The sequence below is a fragment of the Persicobacter diffluens genome, from assembly GCF_036244895.1.
GTDB lineage: Bacteria > Bacteroidota > Bacteroidia > Cytophagales > Cyclobacteriaceae > Persicobacter > Persicobacter diffluens.
Map to the genome: position 1 here is coordinate 224,717 of NZ_BQKE01000004.1, position 15,848 is coordinate 240,564.

General features: G+C 42.6%; 7 protein-coding genes. 6 read left to right on the plus strand and 1 reads right to left on the minus strand.

All coding sequences use genetic code 11. The annotated features are described in order from the left end of the window. Positions 1–240: 240 nt before the first annotated feature. Positions 241–4,332, plus strand: a complete 4,092-nt coding sequence (locus AAA970_RS23035) for a hybrid sensor histidine kinase/response regulator transcription factor (RefSeq protein WP_338239240.1) — start codon at positions 241–243, stop codon at positions 4,330–4,332. Between the two features lie 34 nt (positions 4,333–4,366). On the opposite strand, the gene AAA970_RS23040 is transcribed toward AAA970_RS23035, so the two are convergent. After that, complete coding sequence (locus AAA970_RS23040; RefSeq protein WP_338239241.1) at positions 4,367–4,615, minus strand: hypothetical protein; 249 nt, start codon at positions 4,613–4,615, stop codon at positions 4,367–4,369. A gap of 511 nt (positions 4,616–5,126) precedes the next feature. On the opposite strand from AAA970_RS23040, the gene AAA970_RS23045 reads away from it, so the two are divergent. From AAA970_RS23045 to AAA970_RS23065, 5 genes are all read left to right on the plus strand, one after another. After that, entirely contained in the window at positions 5,127–8,249 is a 3,123-nt protein-coding gene (locus tag AAA970_RS23045; protein WP_338239242.1) for a SusC/RagA family TonB-linked outer membrane protein, read from the plus strand. 173 nt (positions 8,250–8,422) lie between these two features. After that, positions 8,423–9,505: a sugar-binding protein gene (locus tag AAA970_RS23050; protein WP_338239243.1), complete on the plus strand. Its 1,083-nt coding sequence runs from the start codon at positions 8,423–8,425 to the stop codon at positions 9,503–9,505. Between the two features lie 113 nt (positions 9,506–9,618). After that, positions 9,619–11,859 (plus strand): GH92 family glycosyl hydrolase, encoded by a 2,241-nt coding sequence (locus tag AAA970_RS23055; protein WP_338239244.1) that lies wholly within the window; start codon positions 9,619–9,621, stop codon positions 11,857–11,859. A gap of 19 nt (positions 11,860–11,878) precedes the next feature. Beyond that, positions 11,879–13,357 carry a sulfatase family protein gene (locus tag AAA970_RS23060; protein ID WP_338239245.1) on the plus strand — a complete coding sequence of 493 codons (1,479 nt, stop codon included), beginning with the start codon at positions 11,879–11,881 and terminating at the stop codon, positions 13,355–13,357. A 46-nt stretch (positions 13,358–13,403) separates the two neighbouring features. Continuing rightward, complete coding sequence (locus AAA970_RS23065; RefSeq protein WP_338239246.1) at positions 13,404–15,842, plus strand: hypothetical protein; 2,439 nt, start codon at positions 13,404–13,406, stop codon at positions 15,840–15,842. Positions 15,843–15,848: the final 6 nt, after the last annotated feature.

Here is a 15,848-nt window from a genome sequence, read left to right on the forward strand (position 1 = left end):
GCTTTCTCCTTATGCATCTGCTTTGTTGGGAAAAAATGAAATAGGGAACTATTCCTTCACTTATCCTGCCTTGTAGCTAAAAAGCACACGATCCGGCTTCAAATTCGAATTTTGGCTTTTAAGCATGCTCCAAAGGAGGATTCAGGCTTGAATAATCCGGCTTAAAATGATCTATCTACTGATCGATACTTGTCTGAGTAATTTTTTATTATCTTGAATATATATTTTTTATTTTTTCTTATGAACCAACGCTACCTACTACTATTTCTTTTATTGAGCTATACCTCCGTTTGGGCACAGCCCAAATTTCAGCAAATCAAAGCCAATGATCCTGCCTTTGATGCATGGGTTAAAACGATCATAAAGGATGATCAGGGGTTTATTTGGTATGGCACTAATGTCGGCCTCAAACGCTATGATGGTTATGAAATCCACACCTTCTCCAATGATCCCCAGGACTCCCTATCCATTCATTCCAATAGCATTGAGTGTTTATTGGAAACAAATTCCAAGAAAATATTAATTGGTACTTCCGGGCAGGGGCTTGATGTCTATGATCCTGTTTATGGTACTTTCACTAATTTTCAGCAAACAGCACATTCCGAAAGTTTATCCCACAATTGGGTGAGTAGCCTGTACCAGGACAGCAAAGGGAGAATTTGGGTCGGTACCTTTAATGGCTTAAGTCTTTTTGATTTGAATACCGGAAAGTTTAAGCGATTTTTACATAATAATAAGACAAAGGTTGGTGGGAAAATATCGGCCATTTTAAGTATTTCAGAAGATATGCATGGCAACCTATGGATGACCTCTCATAGTGGTATGTTGATGTTTAATCCTGAAAAAGAGAGCTTTTTTACCTACAATAAAACAAATACTACTTTAAAGACTGATAGCCTCAAGGTGGTTCATGTGGATCAGCGCAACAACCTGTGGGTGGGCGCTTTTAAAGGTCAACTGTCCAAGGGAATGATATCTTACTATTCTGATACCATTGTGGTGGAGTTCGATCATTTCGGACTAAAAGACGGTTTGAGCGATCATCGGATCAATACTTTGATCTCAGATCGAAAAAATAACCTGTGGATTGGTACTGAAAAAGGGCTCAGTCATCTTGATGAACGATCGGGAGTTTTCCAGAACTATCAGTATGACCCCTTGGATCAGAATTCATTACAGAGCAATATTGTAGATTACCTGATGAAGGATGATGAGGGCTTGCTTTGGATTGGCACCCGTGATAATGGCCTGTGTATGTTGCCCACTTATCAGAAAAATTTCTATGAGAATTTCCCCTATATTAATCAATCCCCTGACCCCAAGACTCATTTCGTCAAGTCGCTTTTTGAACATCCTTCGGGTGATCTTTATGTGGGGGTGGACAATGGCTTGATTATTTATGATAAAAAACTTGAACTGAAGCACCATTATCAGCATAATGGGAAGTCTAATTTACCTGCGGGTGGTGTAACCGGGCTTGTGGTGGACAGCCTTTCCCGTATTTGGGTCAGTAGTTGGGGGGGAGGACTGTCCTTGTTCCAAAATGGAAATTTCACTACCATCAATATGCAGAGCGGTGAAAAAGCGCATCAACAGCTATCCTCCGTGGATATCAAGGTCATGCGTAAAGCCAAAGACGGTGGTTTATGGCTAGGAATGTACAAAGGAAATCTGGACTATTTTAATCCATATGATAAATGTTTCGAGCATTATATGGTCTATGATAAAGATAGTCTGACCGGACTTGAGGTCGATGATATGGCCGTGGATGCTGATGATAATATTTATGTTTCTTCTTCCCCTAATGGTGGATTGATAAAATTCAATCGGCAGGAAAAAACGATCGAACGTTTCTACACGGATTTTTCCGGTTCCGGCCTGACAACGGATAAAATCTATTGTATAGATATTGTTGATCAGGATTTAATTTGGCTTGGGACAAACAAAGGGCTGATCGCCTTTAACCCGGTGTCAAAAAAGTTTAAACAAATTTCTGGTTCTGGCGGATTGCCTATTAGTCCGGTGAAGAATATCGTTCGCGATAGAAAGGGGAATTTATGGCTCAGTACTCCCCGCCAGTTAATCCGATATGGCATAAAAGATCAGTCGATTGTTTTTTATGATGAGACAGACGGAGCGATGGTCGGAGGCCATGATGGTATTCGGTTTAGGAGAAATGAATTGATTTTGGGTAGTAAAAAGGGGCTGTTCCGATTCAACCCGTTTAGGATTCCCATTAATAACACCCCTCCTCCGATAGCGTTCACGCAGTTGTATGTTAAAAATCACAAGGTGGATAAAAATTCAAATAGTGATATTTTACATAAACTCATTTCGTCGACCGATTCCATTGCACTAAAATCAGATCAGTCCAATTTTGCTGTTCAGTTTAGCGCTCTGAATTTTATGCAGCCTGAAAAAAATCAGTATGCTTATCGGCTTATTGGCTTTGAGGAAGATTATAATTATATCAATAATCAAAAAATCGCCAATTACACCAATCTTCCTGCCGGTAAATATGAATTGCATGTTATGGCAAGTAATAATTATGGGGTTTGGAACAGAGAAGGTAAGCGACTCAAAGTAACGATTTTACCACCTTGGTACCGTACACCTTTCGCTTTCCTTTGCTACTTTGTTTTGATCACCTTTATTATAGGGCTCATCGTGTATGTGGCTTCTATGCGTCAGAAATTATTGCACAGGGTTCAGATTCAAAACCTGCATATTGATAACCAGGACAAACTGAATAAGAAGGATCAGGAGTTGCAATCCACACGAATTCAGTTTTTTACCAATATTTCCCATGATTTCAGAACACCATTGACGCTGATTCTCGGGCCGATCGTGGACCTGATGAATAATTATAAGGAGGATAAAGAGGCACAGTTCAACCTGCAGCTGGTGTACAAAAATGCGCAGCGCCTTTTGCGACTAACCACTCAGATCATGGATTTCTCTAAAATTGAGAATGGATTTATGCATATGCAAATCCGTCCGTGCAATGTTGAGGAGGTCGTTACCAATATTTATAAAAACTGGACGATAGAGGCTCAGAAGCAAAACAAGAAGGTGGATTTACAGATTGCCCCTGCCGACTATCAGGGAACACTTGATGTAGATAAGGTTGAGAAGGTTTTGTATAACCTTGTTTCCAATGCCATCAAAAATGTGGATGTTCAGGGCGTGGTGAAATTGCGCCTATCCTTGGTCGAATCGAAGCATAAAGCGGTAAGGATTGAGATTGAGGATAACGGCAAGGGTATTAGCCCCGAGAAACTGGAGCTTATTTTCGACAGATTTTACCATGATAAATCTACGGCCGGTAATGGCATCGGATTGTATATTGTCAAATCATTGGTTGAGCTGCATAAGGGAGAAATTACGGTCAGCTCACAACCTGGCGAGCAGACGATTTTTACGGTGGATCTTCCTATAGACCTGCCTGTTTCACAGGAACAGAAAGAAGAAGAAGTCGGTCAGTCGGGTATTCCTGCGGAGATGCTCTCGGCTCAGGAAGTATCGGAGGATGACAATACCCTTTATGAGGACAAACACCTGGACAATGAACTCAACCTGCCGACGGTATTGATCATTGAGGATGAAGCCGATATGCGGGATTATTTGGTTCATATTTTCTCAGATTACAAAGTTTTAACGGCTGAAGATGGGCAAAAAGGCTATGAACTGGCTACTGAGCATGTGCCTGATTTCATTTTGAGTGATGTGATGATGCCTGTGTGTGACGGGATTGAGCTCACCAAAAAGCTAAAGGCTGATACCACCACTTCCCATATTCCGATCATTCTGGTTTCGGCAAAAACCAATAAGGACAACGTGCATCAGGCCCTCGAACTGGGAGCCGAAGACTATGTCATCAAGCCGTTCCAAAGTGCGGAACTGCAGTTGAAAGTCAAAAATATCATTGATAACCGACAGCAGTATGCTCAAAAACTGGTTGGTAACCAAAAGGATAAACTCAAGCCATTGCACCGAAATAAGGCGGATGAAAAATTCATCAATGCCTTAAATCAGGTGATCAAGGACAATATGTCCAACAATGAGTTCAACAACACATTGATTTGTCGTGAACTGGGTCTGAGTCGTGCGCAATTGTATCGTAAGGTCAAGGCGCTGACCAACAGGAGTGTGCATGAATATATCAGAATTGAGCGATTGAATTATGCCGCCGAACTTTTAAGAAGTCAGGAAAGTAATGTGACCGAAGTGATGTATGCTGTAGGTTTTAATAGTCATAGTTACTTCACCAAATGTTTCCGGGAGCACTTTAAAATTACACCATCAGATTATATTCATCAGAAGCAATCCTAAGCGCGCGATACAAACTGCATCATCCGATGGCAAATTAGAAAAATGGGAAGCGGTTTTGGATAATTTTCAACAATAGCGCTGCTATTCTTTTAAAATAATCCTTAATCGCTTCTGCATTCATCAAATTTTCGCTGCGAATTTTGGCTTTAAATTCGCTCTCAATCCTTGTTTTGCTGCAAGGTGGGAAAAAGAAGCAATCATTTTCTATTTCAATTTTTTTCCAACAAAGTAGGGGAAAGAGGAGAAAGCAAGCTAAGCCAAATTTGGGCTTTTCAAAAATCAACAGCACCCATCTTTATCAACTTACGCATAACGCCTAGTAGAAATTTACAAAGTCTGGGGGATGAAAAATTCGTGAAAAGCAGAGAAATTAACAGTGGGATGCTAAGAGGTCTATGGTAGTTGATGGTGAGTCCCATTTGTGATTTTCGAGCGTGTAAACAGCTGTCTTGAATTCATTTTTGCCTCTACCTAACTGTTTTTGCTTGAATTTTATTGTAAAAATAGTTCCATAATACAATGTAAAATCCTGTAAATCAAATAAATAAGGATGTGGATCCAATTTTACAACTACTGAGTATAGATTATTAATGTTCCTATTAATTTTTTATCAGATTGCTTCCATCAAATTAAGAATTCACAAAGCAGAAGTTTATGGCTGAGCTGATAAATGATATTGAAGCAGAGAAAACCAATAAAAAAGTAAAGCAATCGGTGGTTCTTTTAGGAATACTGGCGGCTATTGCAATTTTTTTACTTATGAGTCTAATTTTTATACTTACAACTTAACTTTTATGAAAAACATCAACTTGTTTTCCAGAAGGTTGAAGGGGATTTTTACATTATTATTTTTTCTATTTATTAATAATGTCCTTTTAGCCCAATCGTCCCTCACTATAAGTGGGTTAGTAACAGACAAGAATAAAGAGCCATTGCCAGGGGTTAATGTGGTAATTAAAGGCACCAATGATGGTACCATAACGGGCTTTGATGGAAAGTTTACTTTTTCCACTAAATCTGTTACCCCAACATCATCACTGGTGTTTTCCTTCGTAGGGTACAAAAATACGGAAGTGAAAATCGGTAACCAAAGCGAGTTTCAGATCACGATGATGGAGAGCGTGAAAGAATTGGATGAGATTGTGGTGGTGGGTTTTGGTGAAGAAAAGAAAAGTGATATTACCGGAGCAGTGGCCACCATCGCCGCTGACGATATTCAGAATATCTCCTCACCAACGATAGGCAATGCGCTTCAGGGCCGTGCGGCAGGGGTAAATGTTACCAAAAGCAGTGGAGCGCCTGGTTCGGGAGCAACGATTCGTATTCGAGGTATCACCTCCTTGAATAGTACTGCGCCATTGGTTGTTGTGGACGGTGTGCGTACCGGAACCAGCCTGGAGCAGGCCGTAAATATTGAGGACATTGAGTCAATCAGTGTATTGAAGGATGCTGCTGCCGGTGCGATTTATGGTAAGGATGCTGCTAACGGGGTAATCATCGTAACGACCAAGCGAGGAACAAAAGCGCAATCAACGGTTCGTTACCATACTTATTTCAGTGTGGATGAGGTGTTTAATTTCCCGGAACTTTTGGACGCCAACCAATATTCTTCGGCTTTTATTCAGGGACATATCAATGACGGCTTGTCCGATAAGCAAATTGAGCAACGCTACCCTTATTATTTACAGGAGTTTGACCAGTCCACCAATTGGGCCAATGAAATGTTACGCCCGGGAAGTACGAACAACCATTCCTTGTCTTTTCAGGGAAGTGCCAATAACATCAACTACTACATCTCGGGTAACTACATTGACCAGAAAGGGGTAGTGATCAATTCGGATTATAAAAAATATAATTTCCGTGTCAATACCGATGCGCAAGTGAAACCGTGGTTGAAGGTGGGGCAAACCTTTACTTATGCTTTTACGGACAGAACACCATTGGACAGCAGAGAACGAGGAAATCAGATTTACAAAATGATTTTCCGTGCGAACCCAACGATCCCGGTATATGACGAGACCAATACCGCCGGTGGTGGATATGGCTATGACCCAACAGGGGAAACCCAGTGGGCAGGAGCGAACCCTGTAGCTAAATTAAATCTTTACGATGGTAACGATCGCAATAATTTCATGTATGCTTTGGGATATGCAGAGATCAGCCCGATCGAAAACCTGATCTGGAGAACCAATGTAGCGGGGCGTTTCAACTGGGATCGGTCAGAAGATCTTTATCATCCATACTATCATAATCCAAGTAATTTTGATCCCAATAATAAATATTATCTGAACCAGTCACAGTCTAATAAATATGATATTATCAGTTACCTGGGCTATAGTTTTCAGGTAAATAAGCATAATGTTTCTGCCCGTGTGGGTGGGGAGTATTCTTATGGAAATAATGAGTCAATCAGTATTCGTACGACAAATTTGATTGATACTGATATTAAGAATGGTACGGTCGATATTGATCCTGATGCCAGACAATATGGTCATAGCAAAGGACATTTCGGTCAAATCGGATATTTCGGTCGCGTGAATTATAATTTTGATGAAAAATACCTGTTCCAGGCCAATGTTCGTTTAGATTATTCTGATAAGTTTGGGCCTAACCAAAGCAGTGGAGTGTTCCCTTCTTTTTCCGCAGGTTGGCATATCAACAAAGAGTCTTTCATGCAAAAAGACTGGATCGATGAGTTAAAACTTCGTGCTGGTTGGGGTATTTTAGGTTCAGATAATATTGCTCGGTATTTGTTTGCCACTAACTATGATAATTACGGCTACAGCTCGATGTACGGTCAGCTGTTTGAAGGAAGCCGGGTAAAAAACCCGCCAAATAAAAGTATCAAATGGGAGGAAAACAAACAACTCAACCTTGGAGTCGACTTCTCCTTTCTGGAAGGGAAAATCTTCGGTTCGGTGGAATACTATGATAAAATCTCTTCGGATATCCTGATTCCTCAGCAATTGCCACCTTCAAGTGGGTTCGGAAGCCTGACCGCCAACCTGGCGGAGACCAGAAATACCGGTTATGATATTTCGATCAATTACCGCAACCGCATCAGTGATTTCAAATACAAATTCGGTGTGAATGTCAATCACAATGCCAATGAGGTCTTGAGATTGGCGGGAACGGAATTGACAGGTTCCAATGATGGAATGGTGGTTTCTCGGACTGCTGTAGGGCACCCACAGGCTTCCTTCTATGGATTCCAAACCGGAGGATTGATTACCTCGCAGGAACAGTTGGATATGCTCAACAACAATGCGCCAGAAGGATATTATATCTCTCCAAATACCAAAGTAGGAGATATTTTCTTCCTGGATATCGCTTCTTTGGATGAAAATGGAAATATAGTGATGGTACCTGATGGTAAGGTTACAGATGAAGACCAGACATACCTGGGTAATCCATGGCCAAAATTCACTTACGGGATCAATATGAATGGTGAGTATAAAGGATTTGACCTGACCTTGTTCTGGACCGCACAAACAGGCGTGGATTTATTTAATTACAATAAGGTGTACACCGATCGCCTAAATGGGGATTACAATGGTTCCACAAAGGTATTGGATGCCTTCAGCGAGGATAACCCGAATGCAACCGTACCTGCGCTTACGTTCAACGATTTGAATGGTAATTTCTCCAGACCTTCCCAATATTTCTTGGAGGATGGATCTTTCCTCAGATTGAAGAACGTGGTTTTGGGTTACAACCTGCCCAAAAGCGTGCTCAGTACCCTACACCTGAAAAGCATGAGATTGTATTTGAATGCGTCCAACTTATTGACTTTCACCAAATATTCCGGTGTTGATCCTGAGTTTGCAAGCGGAAACAACCGCCTTCAAGGGGTGGACAGCTTTAGCAACTACCCACAGTTCAGATCCTTTACGGCAGGGGTTCAAGTTACTTTCTAGAGCATGTTTAAAAGCCAAAATCGCTTCTAATAAATCGTTTACAGCCTGATGGTGTGCTTTTAACATTCGCTATGGGCGACAGGGATAGGTAAGCCGTTGGGCAACAAAATGACCACGGCGGCTTACCCATCTGCTTGATCATAAACCAATTTTTTAATGAATATCAACTCACTATGAAAACAAAATTAATCCTTTCAATGATGGCCTTCGTGCTTTTGGGCTTCCATGCAAATGCACAGTTTTTTGATGACACCAAAGGAGGAAACGACCGTACCTATCAGGCGGGTATGCTTCCTGAAGGTGCAGAAATCGTGATCGATGGAATGATGTCTGATAAGGCATGGTCTGCACAGGAGGTGGTCTTTGCTCAGCAGGATACGTTCTTGATCAACCCCAACAACTCCGCTTTGGAATACCCATCATCTCCTTTTGATATTGTATCTCAGTACAAGGCGGTTTGGGATAATGACTTCTTGTATCTTTTCTTTAACATCACTGATGATGTGGTATTGGGACTGATCGATCCAAATATCTCCTGGCACTCGGATCATGTGGAATTGTATTTCAATGTTGATCCTGAATCTACTGATTTTGCTGATAATACTTCTTCACAGTTGCGTTTTAACTTCTCAGTAACAGAGCCTGAGGAAACTTTTGATGCACCTGCAAAAGGGTTTGTTTTGACCGATGATGCCAATACCGAAGGGTTGGAGTATGCTTGGAAAGCTACAGACGATGGTTATGATATGGAAATCAAAATGCCTTGGTCTGCCGTAGTGCCTGATCCATCAGTAGTAGCGCACCCATTTGAGGTCTTTGAAGGATCTGAAATCCGTTTCGAAGCACAAACAGCTGATGCGGACGATTCAACCCGTATGGCAGGAAATAACCCACGTTACCGCGAGCATATCGCTGCATGGAACTCACGTGATCACCGATCACATTCAGATCCATTCACTTTTGGAACCATGCGCCTGGCGGGAGAGATCACTATTGTCGACAAACCATTGAACAATGATGAGCAATATACCGTGGCTGTTTATCCAAATTCAGCAAGTGAATATATCAATATTGATGTAGTGAATGCTGAGAATGCACAGGTTTCGATTGTAAACATGGCAGGGGTACAGGTCAAGCAATTGGCTTTGGCTAACCTGAAAAATCAGATTGATATCAGTGATTTGGGCAGAGGGGTATATCAATTTATAATTTATAGTAATGGGGTGCGAGAAGCGCACACTGTACTGGTAGATTAAGACGAAAATAGAAGCTCTCCGCGCATTTCCACTGTTCAACCTGTGGAGAGCTTTTATACCTTATTTTTCGATCTTGCGCTATTGGTGATCAAATAACCTTTATTGAACTATTAATGAAGAAGGTCAGTAACTTTTTTATATTTTTTCTTTGTACCCATTTTGCGCTGGCTCAGCCGTTGGAGTTGATTCATCAGGTGAATCCATTCATCGGAACGGGAGGGCATGGCCACACTTACCCTGGCGCAACACTGCCATTTGGGATGGTACAACTAAGTCCTGATACAGGAATTGAGGGCTGGGACTGGTCAAGCGGATATCACTATTCTGACGCTTCGATCATGGGATTCAGTCATACACACCTTTCAGGCACTGGACTGGGGGATTTGGGCGACGTACTGTTGATGCCCACCATCGGAGAAGTCAAGGTAGTGGCAGGCGATAAGGATCAACCAGATCAAGGCTACCGAAGCCGTTTTTCTCATGATAATGAAAATGCACATCCAGGGTACTACCAGGTATTTTTGGACGATTACCAAATCAATGCTGAACTAACAGCTACTTTGCGGACTGGTGTACACCGATATACTTTTCCTCAAAGTAATGAAAGCAACATTATCATCGACCTCAAGCACGGCATCCGTGACAAGGCCACCAAGGCTTCACTGGAGGTGCAGGGAAGCAACAGGATTGTTGGCTACCGTAAATCAACAGGCTGGGCAGATTTGCAAAGTGTTTATTTTGTGATTGAATTCAGCAAGCCTTTTGAGAAATTCGGCACCGCCATCGATGATCATTTCTTCTGGGGAGTGAATAATCCGAGAAACGGGCATGTGGGAACAGCAAATGTGAAAGGAGCCGTCCGCTTTTCAACCCAAAAGAACGAGCAGATTACGGTCAAGGTCGGCATCTCTCCAGTAAGCATTGACAATGCCATAGAGAATCTGAATGCCGAAGCCAAAGGCAAAACATTTGATCAGGTGAAGGGTCGTGCGGAAAGACTTTGGGAGGATCAACTGAGTAAACTAACCGTTACAGGAAACTCAGATGAAGCCAAAATATTTTACTCAGCGGTCTATCATTCCATGTTGGCACCCAATGTCAATTCGGATGTTAATGGACAATATATCGGACCAAAGGATCAGCAACAGCAGGTAAAGGACCAGCCTTATTTCTCTACTTTCTCCCTTTGGGATACCTACCGCGCAACGCATCCTTTGTTTAATCTTGTGGAGCCCAAAGCTTCCTCAGAGATGATCAATAGTATGCTGATGCACTATCAGCAGTGGGGTTATTTACCCATTTGGTCATTGTGGGGTCAGGAGACGCACGTGATGATCGGTAACCATGCGATTTCGGTTATTGCCGAAGCATTCCAAAAAGATATTCCAGGCATTGACTGGAAGCTGGCGTATGAAGCCGTGAAAGCCTCTTCGAGCATGGATCATTATCACAGTCCTTTCAGTCTGATTGATCAGTATGGCTATGTGCCAAATGATTACAGGGAAAATGTTTCCATTACCCTCGAAATTGCTTACAACGACTGGTGTGTGGCGCAAATGGCCAAGGCAATGGGGCATCAGCAGGATTACGAATACTTTATCAAGCGAAGCAAAAGCTATGAAAATATTTATGATCACGAAGTCGGCTTCGTTCGATCAAAAAACAGAAAAGGGGAATGGCGGGAGAACTTTGACCCCGAAGCCCTGACCCGTATTGGTGATTTCACCGAAGGCAACGCCTATCAGTATTCATGGTTTGTGCCGCATGATGTCAAGGGATTGCAATCCATGGTCGGTGGGGCATCACAGATGGAGACCAAGCTTGATGCACTCTTTCAGACTGAGCGCACCGATGCAGGAAGCGTAGCCGATGTTACAGGTTTTATTGGTCAGTATGCCCACGGCAACGAGCCCAGCCACCATATTGCCTATCTGTACAATACGGTCGGAGCGTATGATAAAACCCAAAGATACCTCAACCAGATTTGCAACACCATGTACCGCAATGCGCCCGATGGTTTGTCAGGTAATGAGGACTGCGGACAGATGTCGAGTTGGTATGTGTTCTCCGCTTTGGGATTTTATCCCGTAAACCCAGCTGAGGGACTGTATTATCTGGGGGTTCCACGCTTTAATCAGGCGACTGTAAAATTACCGAACGGGAAAACATTTGAGGTCATTTCAGACAAAAAAGACGCCGACGATTTTTATGTGAAGCGGGTTAGTTTGAATGGAAAAGTATTGGATAGACTTTATCTGACACATCAGGAAGTCAGTGAGGGAGGAGTGCTTGAATTCAAAATGTGCAAAAAGCCCAAAAAATCCGCCTACAAGGAAATGGCGATGTTTCAATAGGTTATTCAATTTTTAAGATATGATGAAGGTATTTAAATTTAAGTGGCTGTTATTCTTGCTGCTGACGGCTTGCTCATGCACGCAGGCGGGGGATCTTACCGAAATGGAAGACGAGGATGCAGGCGAAAATCCCGAAGAAGAGCAAGTGGTGAAACGCCCCAATATTTTGCTTGTGGTCGCTGATGACCTGGGCTATGAAGTGGGATGTTATGGCGATCAGCAGGCCCGCACGCCCAATATCGATGCTTTTGCGCAAGAGGCTACCTTATTTGAAAATGCTTTCATCAGTCAGGCATCCTGCAGCCCTTCGCGTTCAAGTATCCTGACTGGCCTGTTCCCGCACCAAAATGGGCAGGTAGGCTTGTCGCATCTGGGTTTTCAGATGAATGAAAAGTATTTGTCCATCCCAACTTACCTCAAAGGCGAAGGCTATGCCACGGGTATCCTTGGTAAACTGCATATTGAGCCTGTGGATGCCTTTGATTTTGACTTTATGTGTGGTGGTTTTGATACCCCATACAAAGGGGAGGAAAGTAATTTCACCAAGACCCCAAGAAAGCTGATCACCCAGTCGGGAAAGGAAAAGTTTGAGGTAGAGAAATTCAGCCGTATGGTGGTGGATATGGTAGATTCTGCCGCCTCATTTATTGGCTCTGCTGAGGAAAAACCTTTCTTTTTGATGATGAATATCCTGGATCCACACCGTCCGTTTTTTAATCAGGTGGATGGCTTTCCAGCGCAAATGATCAGTCATGGGGAAGTGGAACTTTATCCATGGATGAAAGGAGTTACCAATATAGAAGGGCGTAAAAAAGAGATTGCTGCCTTTTTGAATGGTACACAACGTACCGACGAAATGCTGGGCCGAATGGTCCAAAAGTTGAAAGACGATGGGCAGTATGACAACACCTTGATCATCTTCATTGGTGACCATGGCGCTCCTTTTGACCGTGCCAAAGGGTCCAATTATGAAGCAGGGGTACGCGTTCCGATGATTGTGAAATTCCCTGATCAGAAGGCACCAAGCCGTTATGTGGGCTACACCTCATCCACCGATATTTTCCCGACGATACTGGAATTGATGAACAAAGGACCCAAAATGGATTTGCCTGGCAGTTCATTTGTTACAGACCGAGCTGACCAACAAATGGCGTTTACCGAATGGGAAGCCCACCTGGGTAAAGAAATCGATCCGAGACGTGCTATTTCCACACCAAAATATAAATTAATACATCACCTTTTCGCTGACTTCCTAAGAAAGCAAAAGGGGCATCCAGATTATAATTATTATAAGAGCATGACACAGTTTGAATTGTATGACCTGGAGAATGATCCTTATGAGAAGAACAATTTATACATCAAGCCGCAGTACTTACCTGTAGTGGATAGTTTAAATGTTTATATTGAGGAATGGCGACAACGTACCAACGACCCTTATTTAAAACAGGAACGTCAGCAGGAGTTTATGGATAAAATTACTGGAGAAGGCGGTGCCTGATAGCGTTGTTTTTTAATGATATTTTTTTGAAGATAGGATCCTGATTATGAGATATTTTTCAATCATTTTTTTTGCAAGCCTGTTGTTAATCTCCTGTGGTGGAAAACACTCAACCGTCGGGCTGCAGGAAGTAACCATAATGGATGAGCAGCAATACCAGTTGGTGCTATACACCCCACGTGTGGCCAATGTGGTACCGCTGGATCAGCAGCAAAATGCCTTTGTGGGTATTAAAAATAAAACGGGGCAACCATTGAATATAGACCTCAACTGGCAGTTTTGGGAGTTTGACAGTGATACCGCTCGATACCGTACCATTACTGCTGTTGAACCACAACAGGAAACTTATCTTGACTTCCCTGATCATGTTTTTGAAAGAAAAGGACTCAAAGCATTCAAGGTGGAGCATCATGGGGCAAACGGTCATTTTTCCTTTGCCCTGATGGATCCAATGGGAAATGACTATCAGAGTGATTTCCGATTTGGCGTCGCGGGGGTTCGTTACAACAACCTCGATCAGCTGCATTGGATCGGTGATGCCATGGCTCAAATTGGCGTGCAGTATAATCGAAAATTTATCTATTGGGAAAAAGTTCAGCCAGACTCCTTAACATGGGATTTTTCTTCTGTGGATGAACCGCTTAAAATCATGCAGGACAAAGGCATCCACCGAGAACTGTTGATGAGTGGAACAGCGCACTGGGCGATGAAGCCCGGTTATGAAAATATCAAGATCAAAAAGTACGCACCACCCCGTTTGGAGCCTTGGAGGAAATATGTTGCCACGGTAGCTGAACGCTATAAGAATGATATTCAGTATTATGAGATATGGAATGAGCCTGATTTTGGCTTTTTTCAGGGAAATACCGAAGATTATGTAAACACGCTTAAGGTAGCTTATGAGGAAATCAAGAAGGTGGACTCCAATCTAACCGTTCTCACAGGTGGATTTGCTCATGTGTTGCCACGGCCAAAATTTGTGAAGTTCCGTGGGGATTTGCACAAAGATGCGATCCGTCTTGGGCAGGATTATTTCGATGTACATGCCGTGCATATTCATGGTGATTACGACCGCTTTAAGCCCTATGTGGATGGGAAATTAGCGGATATCCGTAAGCCGTTGAAAAAACAACAGCCGCTTTGGTTCAATGAAACAGGGGTTACTGCCCATCAGGTGGGAGAAGTGGAGCAGGCGAGAAATGTCTATAAAAAGATCAACCTGATCATGGCAAGAAATGCCCTGGGGGTTTGTTGGTTCAGCCCACAGAATAATATCCGACACAGTGATGGTGCAGAGCGCAATTATGGGTTAATCAGTGAAAATAATTCGCCAAAATCTGCCTATGTAGCCTATAATGAGTTTGTCCGACAGATGCATCAGGTCACTTATCTGAAAGACATCGATCTGGGGCAGGGCATTGAAGCTTTCCTCTATCAAAAACCTGGGGGCTATATCCTCAATGCCTGGCGACAGGAAAAAAGTACCGCCGATCAGCTGCATGAATTTTCAGTAAGTGAAGGCACGTCGGTAAAGTACGTGGACCTGATGGGCAATGAGAAATCCCTGCCCGTGAGGGAAGGAAAAGTGGTTGTTCCAGTAACCTATAAGTGTGGTTATGTGCTTTTTGAGGATGCCGAGATGGCACCTGCTTATTCCAAGAAATTTTTTGCGTTGGAGGGTTCAGCCTTCGCGGATGCAAAAGACAAAATCACCATGCCTGTAAAGCTGGAAGCAAGCATCAAAAGCATCAAATCAAGCCAGGACAAAGAGACGATAGCCATTGAAAATGAATTGCTTTCAACCGTTTCCAAGGCCAATCATTTATTGCTCGATGTCGATTATGGCGACGCAAGCGAAACACTAAATATCCCTGTTATCCGACCTGTATTGGTAGAAAATAAAGCAACGTATTCAGCAAGTCCAAACATTGTGGTTGATACGTATGAACATGTGAAAAATCGCTATGAAAATGATCCCAATACTGCTCATCTGATCTGGAAAGGCAAAGCAGACCTGAGTGCTGTTTCGTATTTGGCAATTAACAAGGATTATCTGTTGGTGAAAATTGTGGTTGAGGATGATATACATTTACAACCCTATAATAATCGCCTGATTTATAAAGGAGATGGTATTCAGTTAGGGCTGAGAACCAAAGAAATGAATGGCGTTTGGGAAATTGGACTGGCGCATCAAAAATCGGAAAAGCCTACCTGTATGATCTTCGATAAGCCTGTAGGCTTTGCAAAGAAAGGACTGCTGGATAAAATGATTTATACCACTGCCCGACAGGGATCAACCACTACTTATGAATTGAAATTACCTAAGGAAGCCTTCGGTTTGGGGAAAATCGATCAGCAGGGATTTTATTTCAACTTTATTGTTAATGACAACGATGAGGGAGAACGCGAAGGCTATATTCAATTAGCTGAAGGCCTTGGAGGTAAAAAGAGTTATGAAGATTATAAATACATCATTTTTGAATAAGGTTTC